Here is a 20,259-nt window from a genome sequence, read left to right on the forward strand (position 1 = left end):
CATGCCCATTGCATGGAAAGGTTCACTGGCTCAGTATGCTGGGCGTATTCACCGAGAGTCGGATGGCAAAGACCGTGTCACCATTTACGATTATGTCGATTGCTCGCTCCCTATGTTGCAACGAATGTTCAACAAACGGGAGAAAAGCTATAAGGCAATGGGATATCAAATTTCGTTCAATGGTGAAGCCGCGGAGCCAAGCCAATTGTCAACCGAGTTTCTGCTAACTTCTGACAAACAGGGTTCCGAAGCTCCTGCGTAAGCATAGACCCGCATTGGCTTACTAAAGCAATTGAGGGACTAGTTCAGTTCCTATTATGGGAACAAAACCGGCGTCCCGTCTCACCACCAATACATAAAAGGCTTCGCCGAAAGGTGAAGCCTTTTTTGTTTGGCAGCCACCCCTTCAGGCTTCATTCATATACTCAACGTTACATTGCATTTGACGCTCCGAGGAGGATGCCAATATGCAATTAACCAACAATTCAACCCGACCATACGCTGATTTCCGCGCCATCATTGGGGCCGCTGCGCTGGCAATGGCTGTCGCCATCGCGCCTGCGCAAGCGCAAGCCGATGGGAAAGAGGCCGCCGCCTTGTTGTTAGGTGCAGCTGTAATCTACGCCGCTTACGATTCGCGTGATCGAGATCATCACACAACCAGCTACCATGTTAACCACCGCTATGCGCATCGTAATTGTCATGGCGACCAGCATCGTCATCACCGCGGCCACTACCACAAACCGCAAAAACACTATCGCGCGCACAAATACTATGACAAGCATTATCACTCACACTCACGGTGGGAAAAGAAGAAGTACCATAAGCGCAAGTATCACGACCACGATCGCCATCACCACGCCTGGCATAGAGAGCGTCACGACCATGAGCGACACCATCATCGCCGAAGCGATCAAGACAATGCCTATCGCCATCGTGACAGCCATCGCAGAGACAACCACCGTGTAGCACAAACGAGAACCATGAATCGTTTCTAATCGCTTGCGGTAGTTATTGCCTTGCAGCGTGCGACAAAAGCGCACTGCAAGGCCCTACTCTTTCTTCTGGTAAAAATACCGCCCCGAGAGTCGTGAATTACTTCAGGCCCTCCTCCAAGATAGAGTGGAGGCACACCTAGCACACAATGCGAGTCATTTGCGCAATAATACACAATGACATTGTTGGCCATCTCACATCCTTCTACGCTAATTACTCAAACGGTTAGAAGTGCGAACTGTTCATGAGGCTAATCCCATATTTCACTTTGCTGGTCGCTCTGTCCTCAGCTACGTGGGTTATGGGCGAAGTCGGACACAGTCAAGACTGTCAATCGTATTACGCAGCCGACGACCCTCGGCTGTTTGATTTCCTCGACACCCGAGAGGCTATCGACTACACCGCGTTTGAAGGTTTGACAATTACCGACATCGAGCCCGTGGTATTGCCTATCTTTAATGAAAACGATCCCAAGGAAAATTACCTGCTTTACCGGGTGGCAAACACCCTGCATATCGATACGCAAAACTCTACCGTTACTAAGAAGCTTACCTTTCAAGAGCAACAACAGCTAAACGAAAGGGTCATAGAAGAAAACGAGCGAATCCTGCGAAATAGCGATTACTTCTCAGGCGCGATGATCGTTCCGCATCGAGTATGCGGTGACCAGATTGAATTACTGACTGTGGTACGCGACGTATGGACGCTCTCGCCCTCCGCGTCTTTCTCACGGGCAGGCGGTGAAAATACCAGCGATGTAGGCATCAGTGAATCCAATCTACTGGGCACGGGGCAGTCGTTGGCCATTGGTCGCTTTAGCAACAGTGACCGCAGCGGTGTAAGCGCCAGCTACGGCAATGACCATTTGTTCGGTAACCACACGGAACTGGACATCAGCTACTCAGATAATTCCGACGGCCATGTGAAGGAGCTGAGCCTGGAACGCCCGTTTTACTCGTTAAACTCGTCTACGGCAGCCGGCATTTACTACCTGCACGAAACCCGTATCGATGAGATTACAAACGCCACCGAAACACTTAACAGCTTTCGCACTGACTTAGAAAAAACAGAGGTTTACTACGGCTGGTCACGTGGCTTGATCAATAATACGAGCCGGCGCTGGACCGTTGGCCTGACCGATGACACCACTTCATATTACGATATCGCCGCCACGCAAATAGCACCGCCAATTGATCGTAGACTACGCTATCCGTGGCTTTCTTTTGAATCTATTGAGGATCAATACTGGACAGCAAGAAACGTCTCTCAAATTGGGCGACAGGAAGACATACGCCTGGGCGCGTACTGGTTTGCCCGCGCCGGCTATGCCAGCGATGCTTGGGGTAGTAATGAAAACGCATTGATCTATCACATTCGGCATCAATACACACTCAGCGTAGGCCGCCACCACCTACTGCAAATGACGGGCGGGCTAAACGGCCGGTACAATACTGACCAAAATCGTGCGATCAGCAACTTGCTAACACTCGAAACGCGCTACAACCATTTTATTGACAAGAACAACCGTTGGCATGCGCGCCTTCGCATCGATGTGGCCCACAATATCGATCAGAATGAACAGTTGACCAGCGGCGGTGATGACAACCTGAGAGGGTATCCAAACGACACTCAGCGCGGCGATCAACGTGTTTTGTTCACGGTGGAGCGGCGTCATTTTAGCGATTGGCATATCTTCAACTTGATTCGGGTTGGCGCGGCAACTTATATCGATATCGGACGAACGCGCGATACACAGACACCCGGTGCAACTAACACGGTTACTTTGGCGAATGTAGGGGCAGGCTTGCGCTTCAGTTCAAGCAAAGCAAGTCAGGGTCGCGTAGTTCACGTCGATATCGCCGCGCCCCTTCGCAATCGCCGTACAGTGGACCGGTACCAGCTACTAATCACGGGTAAAAGCACGTTTTAATACAAAGTTATGGCGAATCGCGCGGCACCACACGCAAAATGCCGTCCCCCTCTGTAGCCACGTACAGATAACCGTCAGGGCCTTGACGGATATCCCGCACGCGGCCAATATCCTCAAACAGTCTCGCAGTGGCCGCCACCTGGTCACCGCGCAAACGCACCCACTCGATATAGCCGAATTTTAACGAACCCACCAGTAAGTGCCCCTGCCATTCGGGGTAAAGCCCACTGGTAACAAATGTCATACCGGAAGGTGCTATAGAGGGCGTCCAATAGTGTCGAGGTGACTCGTAGCCTTCGCGAGCCTGCGCCTCGGCAAAGCTCGTGCCGTTGTAGTTGATACCGTAGCTGAGAATAGGCCAACCGTAGTTTGCGCCCGCTTTAACAATATTGATTTCATCGCCGCCACGCGGTCCGTGCTCGTGTATCCAAATGGCACCCGACACAGGATGCCTTGCCATACCCTGGGGATTACGATGGCCATAGGAATAGATCGCCGGCAATGCGCCAGCCTGCCCCACAAATGGATTATCAGTGGGTACACTACCATTGGCGTTAAGCCGGTATATTTTGCCGCCATCACGAGAAAGGTCCTGAGGATTGCTGTCGCGATCTCCTCGATCGCCAATGGAAAAATACAACAATCCATCTTGGTCAAATGCCATACGACTGCCGTAGTGCTGGCCGCTCGCCGAATCAGGTTCGGCTTTGTATAACACTTCCCGCTCGGTCAGCGTATTGCCCACAAGCCGAGCGCGGGCAATTGCGGTATTGCTGCCTAACGCATCGCGTGCCGGGCTGGCATAGGAAAGGTAAAGCCAGCCGTCCGTCGCGAAATTCGGAGAAAGGATGATATCGAGCAAGCCGCCCTGACCATTTACGTGGATATCTGGAAGCCCACCAATGACAGTAAGCTCGCCCTCGGGCGAGAGGCGATATAACACTCCGGGACGGCTTGTCACCAGCATATCGCCGTCGGGCAACCAAGTCATACCCCAAGGCTGGCGTATTTCGCGCGTTACTGTTTCCAGCCGGTACGCGTCCGCGCTGGCGTGAGCGTTGCCACCGCCTGCGTCCGAACGTATACAGGCTAGCAGGCTAAAGCTAATCAACACTATACCAAGCGTTCGCATTGCTCTCTCCCGTTACGTACTCTTTTGTTCTAGCATGTGACGCTACCTAGAACAAGCGTACTACTTACATTACTGAGGACTCGGCACGGCACCAGCTATACAATAGCAGCAACGCGCGCAGCTTCGTGCATAGCACCCTCAATATACGTAACACCGCTGCAATCACCTACAGCATGCACATCAAAGCCCTGTACCTGTAACGCCTCGGCGAGCGCCAAGTTGCCCTGTGCGCCTTGGGCAACAACCACATGGTCAGCCCCCAGCTGTCGGATTTGACCGCGATAATTGCGGTAGGCCACCTTATGATCGCCAATGGTAATTTCCGCCGCCTTACTGATCAGAGTAACACCCGATTCGCGAAGCTCTTCCAGCAACCGTAGTCGGCGCACGAGGTACAATCCAGCGCCCGGACGGCTACTCTGTTCGAGCACCACGACCTGCTTACCGCGATGCGCGAGATACTCGGCCAACTCCAGCCCAACCAGTTCGCCGCCAACAATCACAATCCGCTGGCCTAGAGGCAGCCAGTGTCGGGTGGCGATATTGACCAATTGCCGATGCCTGCTGGCCCCCGTCACTGCGCCGGCTGCCAGCATAAAACGTGAAAAACCATTGAGCTTGCTGCGCAGCGATTGTAGCTTTTCCCCCAAGACCATAGCCCGCATTTCATCGCCACTGAACACAAAAGGCCGATCAGCGCCAGGTATCTCCGGCATCTCTCTGCGTGCGCCGGTGGCAACCACCACAACATCAACTTGCAAACGGCGAAGTACTTCCGGCGTGGCTTCAGTATTGAGATGAATAGCAATTGGCAGAGTTCTAACCTGACGCTTGAGCCAGTCAAGCAACTTACCGTTGGGCTCATAAGCGATAGACGCGAACTGCAACGTGCCACCCAGAACACCACTCTTTTCCAGCAAAGTAACATCGTGCCCGCGCAGCGTAAGCCTGCGCGCAGCTTCCATCCCGCCTGGGCCACCGCCCACCACCGCAATGCGCTTCACACTTGTAGCCGGCGCCATTAGATCTTCTGTTTCCGCCGCCGTATCGGGATTGACCGCACACTTCACGGGTGACTCGAGATAAATCTGACTAACGCAACAGTAGCAGTACACGCAAGGTCGAATATCCTGCGGCCGTTGCTCCGCAAGTTTGCGCGGCAAGTGCGGATCGGCCAGTAACTTCCGCCCCATACCCAAGAAATCAAAATGACCTTGGCCGATATGTTTACTAGCGGCTTCCGGTTCGATACGACCCGATGTAATGACTGGAATACTCAGACCTTGCTTTATCGCTGTCGCATTGGCAACCAGTCGTTCGGGGGTATGTGGGATATTGGATTCCGAATGCAGCGCACCGCGAGAAGTATCGTGGTATGCACTAACAGTGATCGCATCCACTCCTGCCTGCTCAGCCATTTGCGCAACGGCTTTGGCATCTTCCAGAGAAATGCCGTCGGGCTGACCGAATTCCTCGGAATCAAGCTTGCACCAAACCGGAAACTCGCGCCCCACTTCGGTACGTACTGCCTCGATGACTTCCAGCAGCAGACGGGCTCGATTTTCCAGCGAACCACCGTATTCATCGTCGCGCTGATTGGTCAAAGGCGACAGAAACTCAGAAATGATGTAACCGTGGCCACCATGAATTTCCAGGCCATCCATACCCGCTTCACACACACGGCGCGCGGCCTGCGCAAATTGTGCCACCAGAGAAGCAATGTCATCGTGGGTCATCGGATGCAATTTTACGTCGAGCTTTTGCGAGGTAGCCGAGCGTGGAATTTCCTCCTTGAGCATACCCGCCTCAAGATCGCTCTGTTTGAACACAGGCATCGACGGGATCCACACTGGACGCCCGGCTTTCATGTCTTCTACACCAACCAGTCCACCAAAGTGAAGTTGGGCAACAACTTTGGCATCGTGCTTGTGCACAGCATCCGCCAGGGCTTTTAATCCCGGGATAAAGCGATCATCTGAAATCGCGACTTGGCGCGGCTGATTGCCACCATGTGGCCACGCCACACCGGCAACCCCCAAGGTAATCAACGCCGCACCGCCCTTGGCATGTTCTTCGTGGAAGGCTCGAATCTGTTCGCCACAATGTCCATCAGGTTCAGCGAGATTGACCCCCATCGCCGTTACAAACATGCGGTTTTTCAAGGTCAGGGTACCAATTCGGCCCGGCTGGAGGAGATGGTTGTAGTTATCTAACATCGACGTAATCAGTCCTTTATAGCCCTGGTCGCCGTTTAAGCAGCAGAGATCAGAAATTGCCCATACCATTTACGAAAACGGTTAAAGGGACCATCGCCATCACATAACATAGGTTTTGCCAGGTAACGTTTGTGCGCCCAGATGATGCGGTCCTCGTCCATCTGCTTGCGAATATCATCGATGATGGCCTGACCAACGCGACTGGCAGTTTTTCCTGCATCCGCGCGTTGTATGAAGGCATATTTCGCAATCGATTTTTCCGGTGCTATCGGTGAGATATTGGCCATCAATACGGTTTCACAAATGCCACTAAATCTCACCAACGCAATCCCCGGACCAATACTGCTGTTCTCAATACTGCCGTGCACGGTACCTTTAGGCGTGTGCATTTCAGTTTCAAGAAAACCATAGCGTTTGTGTTCATCAAAGGTCATCTCAGTTGGCGTAGGCACGTCAGCCGTGCCATGCACGAAGAAGAAGTGCGCCGAGTCTACGGCGTTCTCACCAATCTCCTGCATATGGGTATCTATCTCCCACTCGTAGGTCTTCAGCTCGCCCCACTCGGCATTGTCTGCGGCCGCCTCTGGTATGGCTTCTGGCTCGAAGGTCGGCTCGATACCCTCAGGGTGATACCACACGTAAATACACTGATTCAGTTCACGCACCTGCCAGTTCTTAATTACCTTTTCACAGCGCGCCACTTTAGGCGGGGGATTATTAGCATAAGGCACCTTGGTACATACGCCATCGCCGTTGTACTCCCACCCATGAAAAGGGCAGACAATGCTTTCGCCGTTCACCTGCGAACCGCCGCCTGCCTGATCGCGTATGCCATAACCCAAATGGGCACCCATATGCGGGCAATAGGCATCCAGTACTTTTGCTTCACCAGACTCGGTGCGAAAAATAACCAGCTCCGTATCAAAATATTCCAGTGGTTTTGATTCCCCAGCGACCAGCTCGTGAGAATACAACACCTGAAACCAGCCATAGGGCATCGGCAGAGGAACACGTGTTTTCATTTCCACCTCCTTAACCGCGAATAGCGCCGCCGCCATCCACAGACAGCAACTGACCAGTAATGAAGGACGCTTTGTCAGACGCCAGGAACGCCACCGCCTCGGCAATTTCTTCCGGTTCGCCGAGCCGATTCATGACGGCAACCTTCTTCAGGCCCTCGGCCATTTTGGGCTGCTCCTCGAAATACTTTTCCAGCCCCGGAGTACGAATCACGCCGGGAGAAATGGCATTAATTCGAATGCCTTGCGCACCGTACTCTGCCGCCGAACTTTTGGTCAGAATATTCACCCCACCTTTGGCGCTCGCATAGGCCGTGTTGTAAGCCTGCCCGCGCAGGGATGCGTTGGAAGAAATATTGACGATAGCGCCACCGCCCTGCCCCAGCATAGTTTCAATTTCGTACTTCATGCACAACCAAGTGTTGGTCAGGCACATCTCCAGTGTCTGATCGAACACTTCTTTCGTGAACTGGTGAATAGGGCCACTACCGCGACTCACTGCCGCGTTGTTGCAGGCAACATCGAGCCTACCGAAGGCCGCTACCGTATCGGCAACCATCTGCTTCACCTGATCTTCCCGGGTAACATCCACCTTGAGGAAAATGGCTTCGCCGCCCGCTTGCTGTATAAGCTCAACGCACTCCTGACCATAGTCCTCGTTAAAATCGGCTACGGCGACCTTGGCACCTTCGCGGGCCAGCGTCTGGCTTATTGCCCGGCCGATACCGGAACCACCGCCAGTGACAAGAGCCGCTTTATTCAGAAGTAATTTACTCATAGCACTCAATTCTCAACAGGTTTTAATTGGACAAGATAGGAATACACACCAACGCGAATCATGACCGGCACCATGGCACCGGCAATCAGTCCGGCCCATACACCTTTGGTCGCCGCAAATACCTGCGGGCTCAGCAGATCTACCTGGAGCAGCGCAAAAATCACCGCGGTGGGAGGTACGAACAGACTGGCGCCAACCAAACCAAGCATCAACGATGCCAGTGCAAGATGGCGCTGGCCCAGAAACAAAAGGAATCGGCTGTAGGCGCTTTCCGGTAGTGTGTCCGGCAGCAATTCTCCCTGCTTCAGCTTACGCCGGGTAAGCGGCACCACGATCAGCGTAACGATAAAAAGCAGAATCAGGCCAGTGGCAAAAAAATCCACCAACAAGCCGTGGCCGCCCCACACCGGAATAGCGTCTTTGGTGCGAACGAGATACCAGGCAATCACGCCATTGAATACACAATTGGTGATACCATTGGTGCACGCCTCACGGCGAATGTGGGTGGCAAATTCGGCGGCCATAGCCAGCCCTCCGGTTATAAACTGTTTTGGTTTTTACACAGTGTAGTCAAGCCCCGGCTGGCCAACAGCACAAATTGACGCGTTTTCACCAGCATTTAAGTTCGCTGCAGCAAGTCATTCTTATAATTGAAAAAGCACGGGATGCTATGAGCAATAACAAGGAACATCTCACCCCGGCGGGAAAATTCCAGCGCCTGCTGGACTATCTTGAAAAGATTGGTCTGGACGCCGAGGGGCTGGCGCACGCTGCGGGGCTGAGCAAGTCCGAAATCGATGCTCTGGACAGAAACACCGGCGTCTCCAGCTACCGCTATTCGCGCCTCTACGAGATCGCTGCCCAGGATATGCAGCGTCTTGATATGGCGCTGCCATGGGGCGCCGGCATAGGCACGGACGTATTCCGATTCATGTGCTACAGCGTGATCACCTGCCATACTCTGCGCGAAGCCCTGCATCGCGCCGCCCGTTTTGAGCGGATGATGCAACCCCAAACCGGCCATCGGATCGAATTGATTGAAGAGGGCGAGATGGCCGCTCTGCACTACCTCATTAACAGCGACGCCGCCAACCGCACCTACGCCCCGGAAGAATGGGATCGAACCCTCTATATCGACACTGTGGCCAAAGCCTCCGGGCTGCGCATCTGGTATGTATTCATGGGCTGGCTGATCGGCCGCAATATCGATCTGGATCGCGTCACCATTTCGGCCCCAAATATTTCAGAACCCTATGCTGAGAGCCTGCGCAGCGTGTTTCAGGTCAATGTCGATTTCGACGCACCACTTACAGCTCTTTACTTTACCGCCAGCCAGCTCGATAACCACATGGTGCATACTCCCGAGTCGCTGGATGAATTTCTCGACAATGCTGTATATACCATGATCGTTCAGGACAGCCGGCCTGCCAGCACCGGCGCAGCCATCAAATCACTGCTCGCCAAATCACCTACCGGTGCGCCGCCCACCTTTGAAGCCATGGCAGATTTTCTACACCTGTCACCGTCGAGCCTGCGCCGGCGACTGCAAAAAGAAGGTACCAGCTACCAAGAACTGAAAGATCGCTACCGGCGCGATCTGGCTATTCGTTATCTTCGCGACGAGAAGCTGAAGATACATGAGATAGGCGAAATGCTTGGCTTTCTCGAACCGAGCTCGTTTATCCGCTCTTTCAAAGGCTGGACGGGGATGACACCGAAGCAGTTTCGGAATCAGGCTGAAGAAGAGTAGTGTTTCGCGGGCAGTGCGCCCGCAAACGAGTTATCGGTTTTTGTCCGCCATTTGCTGCGCAATCAAACTTAACTCTGCCGCCTTGAAGCAGTGCGCCTGCGTCATGGCGTTTTCTGTTCGGTGCATGCAATCCAGTATCATCTGCCCAAAGAACGGAAAGCCCGATTGATTCAGGCATTCGCGCTCTTGCACGGATTCTCCGTTGACCGAAATCAATAGAGAGGACGGTGCCTTGCGCGCCACATCAAGATACTTGCGCAATTCCAGCGTACCCAGAGTGCCAACAATAAACGTGCGACCATCACCCCATGTTGGTAAGCCCTCCGGAGTGTACCAGTCTACCCGACTGTAAAACGAAGCGCCGTTGTCGGCGGTCAGGGACATTTCGCCAAAGTCTTCCAGCTCCGGATAGTCCGGGTTATTGAAGTTTTCCACTCTGGCAAAATTTACGGTTGCGTCCGCGCAGCCCGTATAAGTTAAAAACTGTTCAACCTGATGCGAACCGATATCCGTCAGAATACCGCCGTAACTGGATTTCCGAAAAAACCAGTCCGGTCGGGTAGATGCAGCCAACCGGTGTGGGGCCAGATTGACCACCTGCAATACTCGGCCTATGGCGCCGTCTGCAATCAGCTCACCCGCCATCCACGCAGCATCGTTATGCAGGCGCTCGGCATAATAAACCAGATACTTGCGACCAGTCTCTGCCACTGTGTGTTTAACGTCGCTTAACTGATCAAGCGTGGTAAAGGGTGATTTGTCGGTAAAGTAGTCCTTGCCTGATTTGAGCACCTGCAAGCCAATCCCGGCACGACGGTCCGGTACCGCCGCCGCCGCCACCAACTCGATACTGTCATCACCCAATATCTCGTCAAAACTGGCAACAGCCTGCGCCTGCGGAAAGCGCTCCAAAAACCAGGCGAGTCGCTCTGGATCAGGCTCAAATACTTTGGTCAGTTCGGCACCGGCATCACACAAGCCGTTACACTGACCGAGAATGTGTCCGTGGTCCAGAAAGGCCGCCGCAAACTTGAATTCCCCAGGTGCTACAACCGGCTCGATATCGGCTGACGGCGCGTAGCTCGCACCATCCTTGATATTAGTCACATCACGCTCCGCTCAGTTTCACAATCGTGGTGTAGATCACACTGGCCAGCACCGTTGCAATGCACATCAACATGGCGACATTGAATACAATACGCCGCTGCCCCCGTGGCATATCCGTTCCCAGATAGCTCTCGGAATTATTGAGCCAAAACCAGCCGAGGTAGGCTACCGGTAGCAGGAAACCACAGATCGCTGAAGTCGGCAGAATGACATAGGGGCCCATACTCGACCACAGGAAAACTCCTAACACTGCTGGCGTGGGGAGTAGCAGTGCCAGCTGGTAGCGTCGTGAATGATGCTCCCAGCCAAATAACTCAGCGGCAGCTGAGCCGCAGCAAAGCATATGCATGACCAGAGAGCCTGCGGCCATACCCAATATGCCGAGACTAAAGATCAGCCTTGAGCCAAGTTCACTGATCCCTGCTTCCGCAAACAATCGGGTTGCGGTTTCGGGATTCAGGCGGCCAGTTAGCGTAGCCTCACCGCCATGCAAAACACCAGCAGCGGCAATAGACATTAAGCCCGTAACCAACAGATACGGCAGCACAAGACCAATAACAATATCGTAGCGGGCCAGTTCACGATGGGCGCGCCCCCAGTTGCGGTTGAGCAAGGTATATCCATAGACAAACGTCATGTTGATACCCACCGCTGTACCAAGTGCGGCCATTACGGTCACCAGACCGTCACTGTCGCTCGGCAAGCTGGTGGGAATATAGCCCCGCCACACCGCGGACCAGTCCACCTGCCCCTTGAGGCTGGATTCAATCACCACCCAGGCAAAACAGGCTACGATAAGCCCCGACAGAATCTTGACTGCATTTTCAAACAGAAATACGGTGCGACCGCCACGACCGTAATGCCAGGCTGTCGTCGCACAGACGCCCCAGACGATTACCGCGAGTACGAAAAGGTATATTTCCCGCTGCACGCCGCCGTCGGATCTTATATCAAAACCGATGACGACGCTGATCAGCTCCTCGAACATGCCAGCGCTTAGCGGATAATGGGAGAAGCCCCAAATAATACTCGACAGCAGGGCCGATACTGCCCACAGCCAAGCAAGCGAGGGATGCACATGTTTGCGAAAAGCCTGGTAAGGCCTTTCTTCAGTTGACAGCGTCTGATGGGATAACGCAAACAGCATGATACAACCAATCAGCATGGAGACCGGCTGCACCCACAACAGTTCGTAGCCGTATACCGCACCTAAAGTAAGAGACGTAATGGCTGAGCCGCCCCCAAGCGTCATGGCGCCCTGCAGCCAGCCGGGGCCGCTGAGTTTCAGATAGTTCCAGGCGCGACCCGGTGCGGGCATGTCGGCAATACGTGCCAGCTGGCTCTGTTCGTTCATCAGCGGTAACTCTTGTCCATATCAATGGTAACCTCAATGTCCTGTCGTTCCCGCAGTTGCGATTGCTGGATACGCTCATCCAGCGCCGCCTGGTAGATAGCTGCATCCGGCGGACATGCCACGGCCTGGCCTTGCCAATGCGACAAGAGAATGGCGTTAGCTATGCCCAGCGAGTTGAGTCCATCAGCCGCCGGCGCGATCAGCGTTTCGCCGCGCACGATGGCAGCAACAAAATTATTCAGTATCTCGGCGTGCTGATTGTTGTTTGCGTCCTCCGGCGTAATGTCTCGCGACCGAACCTGAGGCACACCAAACATATCCCTAGTGGAACGACAGTACTCAGCCACCGAAGTCTGATTGTCATGCAACACGATACGCTGGCCGTCAAACGTAAGGCTGGCGCGATCACCCACAATATCAAGCCGGTTGAAACCGGGCGCCTCACCGGTAGAACCAATGAAGGTTCCACTGGCACCATTCGCGTAGGTGAAATAAGCGGTCACTTCGTCTTCCACTTCAATGGGGTGATATTTTCCCATCGAGCAGAAACCCTGCACTGATTCGGGAATGCCGCACAACCACTGAAAAATATCGAGGTTGTGAATGCACTGATTCACTAACAGCCCGCCGCCCTCGCCTTTCCACGTGGCGCGCCAATCGCTGACTGCAAAATACACGTCGGGTCGAAACCAGTTGGTCATGGTCCAGTGGGTGCGCTTTATTTCGCCCAGCTCACCGGCATCAATCACCGCTTTGATGGCTTTAAACACCGGCGAACAGCGTTGGTTCAACATCAATCCAAATACCTGATCCGGCTGCGCCGCCGCCAACATTTCCTGCGCTTCGTGATTACTCAGCGCAATCGGCTTTTCCATCATCAGGTGCAAACCCGATTGCAGAACCGCCAACCCCATTTCCCGATGATAAAAAGTGGGCGAGGCCACCAGTACTGCATCACATGCACCGCTGCCAATCAGATCACGATAGTCGGAAAAGTGCTGTGCCCCCTCCGGTAGTTCGTCAGGCACTGTGCGCGAACAGATGGCGCTGACAGTACATCCCGGCACCGCACCGCTGACCACATTCTGAATATGCTGGCGGGCAATATTACCCAGACCGATCACGCCCAGTCGTACTGTCACTTGACCTTCTCCACTCGATTTTCAGCGCCACCGCGAACAATATACAGCGCATCCACATTTCCTTGCTTGTCGACCTCAAAGCGGAATTCCAGAGCTTCGCCGCCCTGCTCAGCCATAAAACGGTGTTCGCCGATGTTTTTGAGCACCGTATCGCCATACATGGGCGCTGCCGCCACCAGCTGGCCATCTTGAATACTGAAGGTAAAGGTAATGAAACTGATTTTGTATTTCCCGAGGTACTTATCCAGCGGCGAGGCATAGGGCACCTCACGAATGGACTTTGCAGTCCAGGGCGAATTGCGCGCGGGCAATGACAAGATTTCGCTCACCTGCGCGATCGTTGGCGCATCCGCTGCATTACTGCCCAGACGCCGAAGATGAATCAGCAGCCCCGTCAGCGTTTCCGCATCCAACCCCGGAAACTGGCGATGTCCAGGCATCACCCCATTCCAGATTTTGCCGTTAACTTCGATCTCCCCCTGCATGCCATCAAGCACAATACGAGTCAGCCACTCCACCGGGCCGGTGACCCATTGCGAGCCGGCAAGCTCCGGCGCCAGACCGGCCACACCCTGTCCTTTGTCGCCGTGGCAGCTGGCACAGTGGCTGTAAAAGGCCTTTCCCTTTTCCAGCAGAGCTACCTGCTCGCCCGTCAACGGCGCCTTGCCACCAGCCATTTCGTCGCCTTCCCAGGTGAAAGCCCGGCGTGCATCGATGCGGGCAAGCCATAGAGGGTCATCTCCGGCCAGAGACTTGTCAGTGAACAGCGCGGGCGCCTGATCCAGCATTAATGGTTCGTCAAATGAGCGCGCAGCTTTTTTCAGGCCTTCAAGCATAGCAATCTGTCGCCACTGCTTATCCTCGCGCTGGGCGTTAATCTGCGCCAGCAACGCAATCAGTTTATCTGTGCCCTGCCCGGCCGCCGCAGCCCGCTGACTCATGTAGGCGCCAGCCACCAGATCCCGCAAGGCAGCTTGATTGGCCGCTGTCTGTGTCAACGCCAATGACAGTAGCTGTTCAAGTATTGCCAACTCGACACCAGCACTGGCACGCACAACGGCTTCACGGCGAAACACGTCCTGGCCATGAGCCTGCAGCTGCTGCAATAACCGATGTTGCACCGCCATATGCTGATTATGCGACGTCAACGCATTGAGCCACGCCAATGCGCTGGCAGTGTCACCAAGGTCCTCGGCCGACAACCCCAGCAACTGATCAATATCCAGCAAGCGCCCCCCGGCACGCAATGCCTGCCGGGTCACTATGTTCTGCTTGCGTTCAATGGCTTTCACCACTGTGTCGGCATCGAGCACTTGCTGCGCTTCAAGCGCCCACAGTGCGTGCACTACCGCAAGTTGATTGGATGCATCTGCCACCAACATCTTTAACGGTTGAACTGCATTTGCATCCGCGCCCAGCAGGCGCTGCGCTGTATCGCGCACCCACGGCGTGCTGTGGCCAAGCGCCGCTATGCGCTGCTCAACAGATGCTAAAGCCAGATTCGGCGCCTTCAATTGCGGTGATTCCGTATGGGTGATACGCCAAATGCGCCCCTGTCCCAAGGGCTTTTCGAGACCGCGCGCTTTGATTTGAGCTTTCAGCTCATCGGTGAGAAAGGCTTTGTGCTGGATAATGCCGCGATACATATCGATCACATATAGCGCACCGTCCGGCCCGACTTTCAGATCCACCGGCCGAAAACGCTCATCCGTGGAGGCAAAGAATTCACGCTGCCCCCAATGCCTGTCGGGATAGGTAACATGCTCCGCTTTGACTGAGAATTCATTCAGCCCGGCTCGCAGTTGAACAATGGCGTTAGCTGCCGGCTCCGGCACAAAAATATCCTGCCAGTAGTCTGAAGGAAACTGACCTCCACGATAAACCGCCAAGCCGCTGACAGCTGTTGGTGCTTTCAGTCGTCCATCATCTCGTAGCACACCATCAAGATAGGCACGATTTACACCCGTATTCACGCGAATACTGAACACTTCGTCATCGATACTAATTTGCTCACCCAACCCGGCGCTGACACCATTCAGGCTGTGACCAGGAAAATAATCGCCGGTGAGAAAATTGGAATTGGTGTTGTAGTACAGCCGCCCCTGATTATCCTGACTGATACCCCACTGGCCACGAGCCAATGTCTTTTCTACCTGAAGTTCGCCGTTGAAAAAGCGAAAACGACGTTCGGATTTGGCGTTGTACAGCCAATTATCCAGCCCCTGCATCAGACCATTTTCTAAGTGCTCCATGCTGACACGCTCGTAGTCTGTCGCGTAATCAGCAACTTTACGTTTATTCTCGCAACGCGATTTACCCTGAATATCCGGGCATAGCCAGAGATTGGGCGGTTCCCCCACCAACAGACCTTCATTGACCACGGCAACGGCTCGCGGCAGCACCAACCCGTCGAGAAACACCTCACTGCGGTCCATCTGGCCATCGCCATTTTCATCCAGCAGCATTACTACTCGACCGATCGGCTTGTCTTCGCCAGTGCCTTCAGTGTCTGGCATAAAGCCGCGCATCTCCACCACAAAAAGACGACCGGATTCGTCCCACGCCATCGCTACCGGGTCGACCACCAAGGGTTCGGCTGCCACCAGTTCTACCGAAAATCCCGGTGCGAGCGTAAAGCCCGCAAGGGCCTCTACCGGTGTCAGCGCAGGTGCGGGTGGCGTTTCCACCGCCAGATACACTGGCACTTTTTCACGTGTTTGCCAGAATGAAACCGCAGCAGCAACAATGCCTAGAATGACAGCGAAGGAGACAAACCACTTTTTCATGAATAATGCCTTTTATTGTTTACATGCCGGGAAACTGCCTTGCGCGCACATCTCCAGCTGCTGCCACTTCGTTTGCGGCGCCTGAAACTGCACGGCGCAAGGGGCACCAGCATCCCAGCCACTCCATGTACACTTGATCCGTCCCCACAACCTCTGCTAACTTTGGACAGGTGGTCAGGCCAATATGGGCAGTCTCCCGGAAACACCCCGAGGCTGTCAAGGCGATGGGCTACAAAGAAACACTACAATGTGTTCATAAACTGTCAAACAAAACAGAGTATCGCTCATGCCCCATTTCTTCAAAAGCCGCTATTGCGCGCTTATTCTTATTCTCGGCAGCCTTGCACTAACCGGTTGCGATACTTATGAGAACATTAAACGCTCAATGGGCAAGGGCGAACCAGTGATCGACACAGTCGCACCTGTACTGCCAGAGACGCTTGGCCCGCGTCCGCGCATTCTAAATTTCTCCAAAACCAATGGTTTTCGTCACGCCGAGGCCATCGTCGCGGCTACCCAATCTCTGGAAAATATTGCCAAAGAAAACGGCTGGACAGTCTACAACACTGAGAATGCCGCCATATTTAATGACGAACAGTTAGCCCAGTTCGATGTGATATTTGGCAACAATTGCACGGGCGACAACTGGACAGACGAGCAGAAAGCCGCCTTCCAGCAGTATATTGAAAATGGCGGCGGTTTTGTTGGCGTACATGGCGCCGCCGGTACCCGTTATGACTTCTGGGACTGGTACAAACAAGATCTGTTGAAAGGGCAGTTTATCGGCCACCCAATGTTTCCTCAGTTTCAGACCGCCACAGTACATTTCGAAGACCAAACGCACCCGGCCACCAAACACTTTCCCGCCACATGGGAACACGAGGATGAGTGGTACAGTTTTGGCAACAATCCCCGTGAAGACGGCGCTGCGGTACTGGCCAATCTCGATGAAAGCACCTACGAGGCTAAAGCCATGGGTGGTGACCTCAACATGGGTGACCACCCGATTATCTGGCATCACTGCCTGAACAATCACGGACGCGTTTTCTATTCAGCACTGGGACACGAAGCGAACACCTACGAGCGTCCCGAGCATAAAAGTATGCTAAAGGGTGCGTTAGCTTGGGGCATGGGCCTTGAAGGCGATTGCCCATAATTCGACGGTAACTTTCACCAAGAGAAACAGAATCCGGTTATTGCCGCAACAAGGGGCGGGTGTGGTCTCCTCGCGCATAGCAAACTGCGGCCCTCGTCAGTGATCTGCCAAACTTTGCAAGGAAAAGACGGGAGCGCGCGTCCCGTCTCGCAACCCAAGACCAGCGCTAGGGCGTTTACAGGGTAAACAGCAGTCCAACACGCAACAAACGACTGTGGCCGGGGAAACCTACCGCTTCCTGATACCGGGTGTTGGCAACGTTCTCGAGGCCTGCTGTTATCGCTAGCATGTTGTTGAGCTGCCAGCGCAGTGCCGAATCCCACAGTGTGTAATCGTCCAGCACGTACTCGCGGCTCTCGCCTGTGTATAAAGACGTCGCAAATTGCTCATCGACCCAGCGCACACGATTGTGCCAGCTCAGGTAATCAGCCGGTTGCCAGTTGAGTTCCAGTACAGCTGTGTTTTCCGGCCGGTTTGCGAGCCGGCGATCACTTCGCTCCACGTCAATAGCCACGTGCGACCAGCTACCGCGCAACTGCCAGCGGTGCCAGCGGTAGTTCAGTGAAATCTCGCCTCCCCGACTAGTGACGCGATTGCGATTGACGTTGGTAAAGGCCTCTGCATCAAAATCAATGAGATCATGATACTGAGTATGAAAAACTGAAAGTTCCAACCCCACGGCGTACCATTGCGCGAGCCATTCAATGTCGTAGCTTTTCACCTGCTCAGGTTTCAGCTCAGGGTTTCCCACCAGACCATGACCCAGCGCGAAAAAACTGGGTAATTTAAAGCCTTCTGAGTAAGAAAAATTTATCCGGGTTAATCCGGCAGGAACGCTCACGCGATAGCGGCGCACCGTTTCATGCGCCTCATCTCCGGTGTCGCGACGAATACCCGCGCTCAACACCCAGTCACCGTCGGATTGCCAGTTCAGCTCGGCAAAACGACCCTGTGTTGTACGCCGCAGGCTGTAGTCTGTATCCAGCGCAAGCTCGACCGGCAGCCCCAGACCGGTTTCCACCGGGGGTGACGGCAAGCCCAGCAAAAAGCCGAGCGCATCAACGGGGATACTCGTGAACACCACTTGCCCCTCGCTGACACCACTTTCCCAGCGGCGATCGATGCCCACGTTTAGATTAATGCTTCCCAAACGCTGCTCACTGACCAGCCGCCATTGCTGCCGCGAATAATCCGCCGTATAGAAATTTTCGGGCACATTATTGTAAGGGGCGATACCGGGCGAGTAGTAATCCAGAAAACGATCGAATTCTGAGTACTGCGCTGCAACACGCCAGCTTGTCATTGGTGAGATTTCGCTCGAGATGTAAGCCGTCTGATCGTCGCCGATACTGATATCGCGCTCAGCACTCGTCGAAAACCGGGGGCCACCACTCTGCTCAGGATAGGCTCGTTTGTCGAACTCGGCCTGACGGCCTCCCAGCTGCAATGTGCTGTGATCAAAGTCAGCGCGATAATGAACCGCCTTTTCTTCCAGCGTTCGCAGGCTGCCCTGCCACACTCGTCCGCTGTCTTCTCGTGACGCCTGCAAGCTCACCGCGTGATGGGCGTTTGCCAGCACCGCTTCACCGGCCTGGCGAAACGCACCATACTCCTGGGATTCTTGATAGAGCTGCAGACCACTGCTCTCTCCCTCTGTTGGCGCTGTAATCAGCTTGACGACGCCGGCCAAGGCGTCGGAGCCATAGACGACACTGCGTGGACCCTTGATTAATTCGACACGACGCACGGCAATGGCAGACATCGTTGCCAGATCAAACGAACCACCGCGAGTATTGGTCGGATCATTCACAGCCACTCCGTCGATCAGCACGACCGCAAAATTCGGTTCAGCGCCACGCACAGTCAGACTGTTTACGCCTCCGGGACCACCTTCGCGGGATGCGTATACGCCCTCAATCCCGTCGAGCAGTTGATTGGTATCGACTGGTTGCTGAAGCGAAATCTGTTCTCGCGTAATAATATCCAGAGAGTCCAGGTAGCCCACCGATTGATCAACCGGCGCATTGGCGGTTACCAGAATCGATTCGAGGCCGTCTGCTATCACTGTGCTCGAAAGCAGGCTGCCGACAAGCCCCAGGGCTGTAAAAACGCGCACACGAATCACCATCTATACAAACTACACCAAGGAAACACTGACAGTTGCCGCAAGCAGCATATCAGGGAAGCGCACCGCGCACGGCAAGCACACGAGAAGCGACCTCATGAGCGCGTTGCAGGCATTCTGCCAAGCATTGTCCGGCAAGATGGGCTGCAAGAAAACCTGCATTGAAGGCATCGCCAGCGCCAGTGGTATCCACAACCAGGCCACGGTAACGCGTACCGCACTCGACTGACTCATTACCATTCCAGGCCACGGCCTGCGCATTGGGACATTTCACAACCACCGTGGTAACACCAGCGGCCTGACAGTGTTCTATAACAGATTTCGCGCTGTCCGCACCCCACAAAGCCTGTTCATCAACCAGCGTCGGCAACACCAGATCACTATAGCCCATCAGCGTGGCATGCCAGAGCTTGGCATCTTCTACCGAATCCCAAAGGCGCGGACGATAATTTGGATCGAAGGCTATACTCACCCCTGTATTTTTGAGCGCTTTAAGAAATTCAAGAAAACGACGCTTCTGTTGCTGTGCCATCACCGCAACCGTAATACCACTGAGATACAGCCACTCACTTTTACAGCAGTATTCAATGCAAGCCTTGAGCTTTTCATCACTATCAAATAGACGCCGTGCCGGGCTGTGCTCGCGCCAATAGAAAAATTCGCGCTCGCCACTGGCGTCGTTCTGAATCAGGTACATTCCGGGCAATGCGTCGGGGTCAAATTGGACACCGGCAGTACCGACACCCTCCGCGTGCGCCCGATCAAGAA

15 protein-coding genes and 1 pseudogene are annotated in these 20,259 nt (G+C 54.2%); 5 read left to right on the forward strand and 11 right to left on the reverse strand.

Annotation, left to right across the window (positions count from 1 at the left end; translation table 11 throughout):
- The 3 genes and pseudogenes from AC222A_RS15375 to AC222A_RS15385 all read left to right on the forward strand — a co-directional run.
- Positions 1–262 (forward strand): annotated as a pseudogene (locus AC222A_RS15375) (TOTE conflict system archaeo-eukaryotic primase domain-containing protein); the annotation flags it as partial.
- A 205-nt stretch (positions 263–467) separates the two neighbouring features.
- Positions 468–998, forward strand: a complete 531-nt coding sequence (locus tag AC222A_RS15380; protein ID WP_486775203.1) for a hypothetical protein — start codon at positions 468–470, stop codon at positions 996–998.
- Positions 999–1,297: 299 nt separating this feature from the next.
- A complete protein-coding gene (locus AC222A_RS15385; RefSeq protein WP_486775204.1) occupies positions 1,298–2,926 on the forward strand; it encodes a BamA/TamA family outer membrane protein in 1,629 nt (542 codons plus the stop codon).
- A gap of 7 nt (positions 2,927–2,933) precedes the next feature.
- Here the strand turns inward: AC222A_RS15385 and AC222A_RS15390 are convergent, their stop codons facing one another.
- The 5 genes from AC222A_RS15390 to AC222A_RS15410 all read right to left on the reverse strand — a co-directional run bounded on the left by AC222A_RS15390 (position 2,934) and on the right by AC222A_RS15410 (position 8,595).
- Positions 2,934–4,058 (reverse strand): PQQ-dependent sugar dehydrogenase, encoded by a 1,125-nt coding sequence (locus AC222A_RS15390; RefSeq protein ID WP_372759882.1) that lies wholly within the window; start codon positions 4,056–4,058, stop codon positions 2,934–2,936.
- 95 nt (positions 4,059–4,153) lie between these two features.
- Complete coding sequence (locus AC222A_RS15395) at positions 4,154–6,274, reverse strand: oxidoreductase (RefSeq protein ID WP_486775205.1); 2,121 nt, start codon at positions 6,272–6,274, stop codon at positions 4,154–4,156.
- Between the two features lie 35 nt (positions 6,275–6,309).
- Positions 6,310–7,296: a Rieske 2Fe-2S domain-containing protein gene (locus AC222A_RS15400; protein ID WP_372758900.1), complete on the reverse strand. Its 987-nt coding sequence runs from the start codon at positions 7,294–7,296 to the stop codon at positions 6,310–6,312.
- A 10-nt stretch (positions 7,297–7,306) separates the two neighbouring features.
- Entirely contained in the window at positions 7,307–8,071 is a 765-nt protein-coding gene (locus AC222A_RS15405; protein WP_372749083.1) for an SDR family NAD(P)-dependent oxidoreductase, read from the reverse strand.
- Between the two features lie 5 nt (positions 8,072–8,076).
- A complete protein-coding gene (locus AC222A_RS15410; protein WP_372749084.1) occupies positions 8,077–8,595 on the reverse strand; it encodes a hypothetical protein in 519 nt (172 codons plus the stop codon).
- 146 nt (positions 8,596–8,741) lie between these two features.
- Here AC222A_RS15410 and AC222A_RS15415 point away from each other — a divergent pair, with 146 nt between their 5' ends.
- The gene (locus tag AC222A_RS15415) at positions 8,742–9,821 is read left to right on the forward strand and encodes an AraC family transcriptional regulator (RefSeq protein WP_372749085.1); all 1,080 of its coding nucleotides are present in this window, start codon (positions 8,742–8,744) and stop codon (positions 9,819–9,821) included.
- Positions 9,822–9,851: 30 nt separating this feature from the next.
- Here the strand turns inward: AC222A_RS15415 and AC222A_RS15420 are convergent, their stop codons facing one another.
- Genes AC222A_RS15420 through AC222A_RS15435 form a run of 4 tightly spaced genes read right to left on the reverse strand, consistent with a single transcriptional unit; the run spans position 9,852 to position 16,210 of the window.
- Positions 9,852–10,928: a Gfo/Idh/MocA family protein gene (locus tag AC222A_RS15420; protein ID WP_372749086.1), complete on the reverse strand. Its 1,077-nt coding sequence runs from the start codon at positions 10,926–10,928 to the stop codon at positions 9,852–9,854.
- Position 10,929: 1 nt separating this feature from the next.
- Positions 10,930–12,282 (reverse strand): divalent metal cation transporter, encoded by a 1,353-nt coding sequence (locus tag AC222A_RS15425; RefSeq protein ID WP_372758901.1) that lies wholly within the window; start codon positions 12,280–12,282, stop codon positions 10,930–10,932.
- Entirely contained in the window at positions 12,282–13,424 is a 1,143-nt protein-coding gene (locus AC222A_RS15430; RefSeq protein WP_372810313.1) for a Gfo/Idh/MocA family protein, read from the reverse strand. The genes AC222A_RS15425 and AC222A_RS15430 overlap by 1 nt, the downstream gene beginning before the upstream one ends.
- Positions 13,421–16,210: a DUF7133 domain-containing protein gene (locus AC222A_RS15435; protein WP_372749290.1), complete on the reverse strand. Its 2,790-nt coding sequence runs from the start codon at positions 16,208–16,210 to the stop codon at positions 13,421–13,423. Before AC222A_RS15435 ends, AC222A_RS15430 begins: the two co-directional genes overlap by 4 nt.
- 286 nt (positions 16,211–16,496) lie before the next feature.
- Between AC222A_RS15435 and AC222A_RS15440 the strand changes: the two genes are divergently transcribed.
- Positions 16,497–17,366 carry a ThuA domain-containing protein gene (locus AC222A_RS15440; RefSeq protein ID WP_372759339.1) on the forward strand — a complete coding sequence of 290 codons (870 nt, stop codon included), beginning with the start codon at positions 16,497–16,499 and terminating at the stop codon, positions 17,364–17,366.
- 175 nt (positions 17,367–17,541) lie between these two features.
- Here the strand turns inward: AC222A_RS15440 and AC222A_RS15445 are convergent, their stop codons facing one another.
- Positions 17,542–19,482, reverse strand: a complete 1,941-nt coding sequence (locus tag AC222A_RS15445) for a TonB-dependent receptor plug domain-containing protein (RefSeq protein ID WP_486775206.1) — start codon at positions 19,480–19,482, stop codon at positions 17,542–17,544.
- 61 nt (positions 19,483–19,543) lie between these two features.
- Positions 19,544–20,259, reverse strand: a 716-nt coding sequence (locus AC222A_RS15450; RefSeq protein ID WP_486775207.1) for a sugar kinase, incomplete at its 5' end; no start/stop codon positions are given.

This window comes from Litorivivens sp. (assembly GCF_057445395.1).

Coding starts and splice junctions, on each gene's coding strand:
- AC222A_RS15380 (WP_486775203.1), top strand. CDS start 468: ATGCAATTAACCAACAATTCAACCCGACCATACGCTGATTTCCGCGCC.
- AC222A_RS15385 (WP_486775204.1), top strand. CDS start 1,298: ATGGGCGAAGTCGGACACAGTCAAGACTGTCAATCGTATTACGCAGCC.
- AC222A_RS15390 (WP_372759882.1), bottom strand. CDS start 4,058: ATGCGAACGCTTGGTATAGTGTTGATTAGCTTTAGCCTGCTAGCCTGT.
- AC222A_RS15395 (WP_486775205.1), bottom strand. CDS start 6,274: ATGTTAGATAACTACAACCATCTCCTCCAGCCGGGCCGAATTGGTACC.
- AC222A_RS15400 (WP_372758900.1), bottom strand. CDS start 7,296: ATGAAAACACGTGTTCCTCTGCCGATGCCCTATGGCTGGTTTCAGGTG.
- AC222A_RS15405 (WP_372749083.1), bottom strand. CDS start 8,071: ATGAGTAAATTACTTCTGAATAAAGCGGCTCTTGTCACTGGCGGTGGT.
- AC222A_RS15410 (WP_372749084.1), bottom strand. CDS start 8,595: ATGGCCGCCGAATTTGCCACCCACATTCGCCGTGAGGCGTGCACCAAT.
- AC222A_RS15415 (WP_372749085.1), top strand. CDS start 8,742: ATGAGCAATAACAAGGAACATCTCACCCCGGCGGGAAAATTCCAGCGC.
- AC222A_RS15425 (WP_372758901.1), bottom strand. CDS start 12,282: ATGAACGAACAGAGCCAGCTGGCACGTATTGCCGACATGCCCGCACCG.
- AC222A_RS15435 (WP_372749290.1), bottom strand. CDS start 16,210: ATGAAAAAGTGGTTTGTCTCCTTCGCTGTCATTCTAGGCATTGTTGCT.
- AC222A_RS15440 (WP_372759339.1), top strand. CDS start 16,497: ATGCCCCATTTCTTCAAAAGCCGCTATTGCGCGCTTATTCTTATTCTC.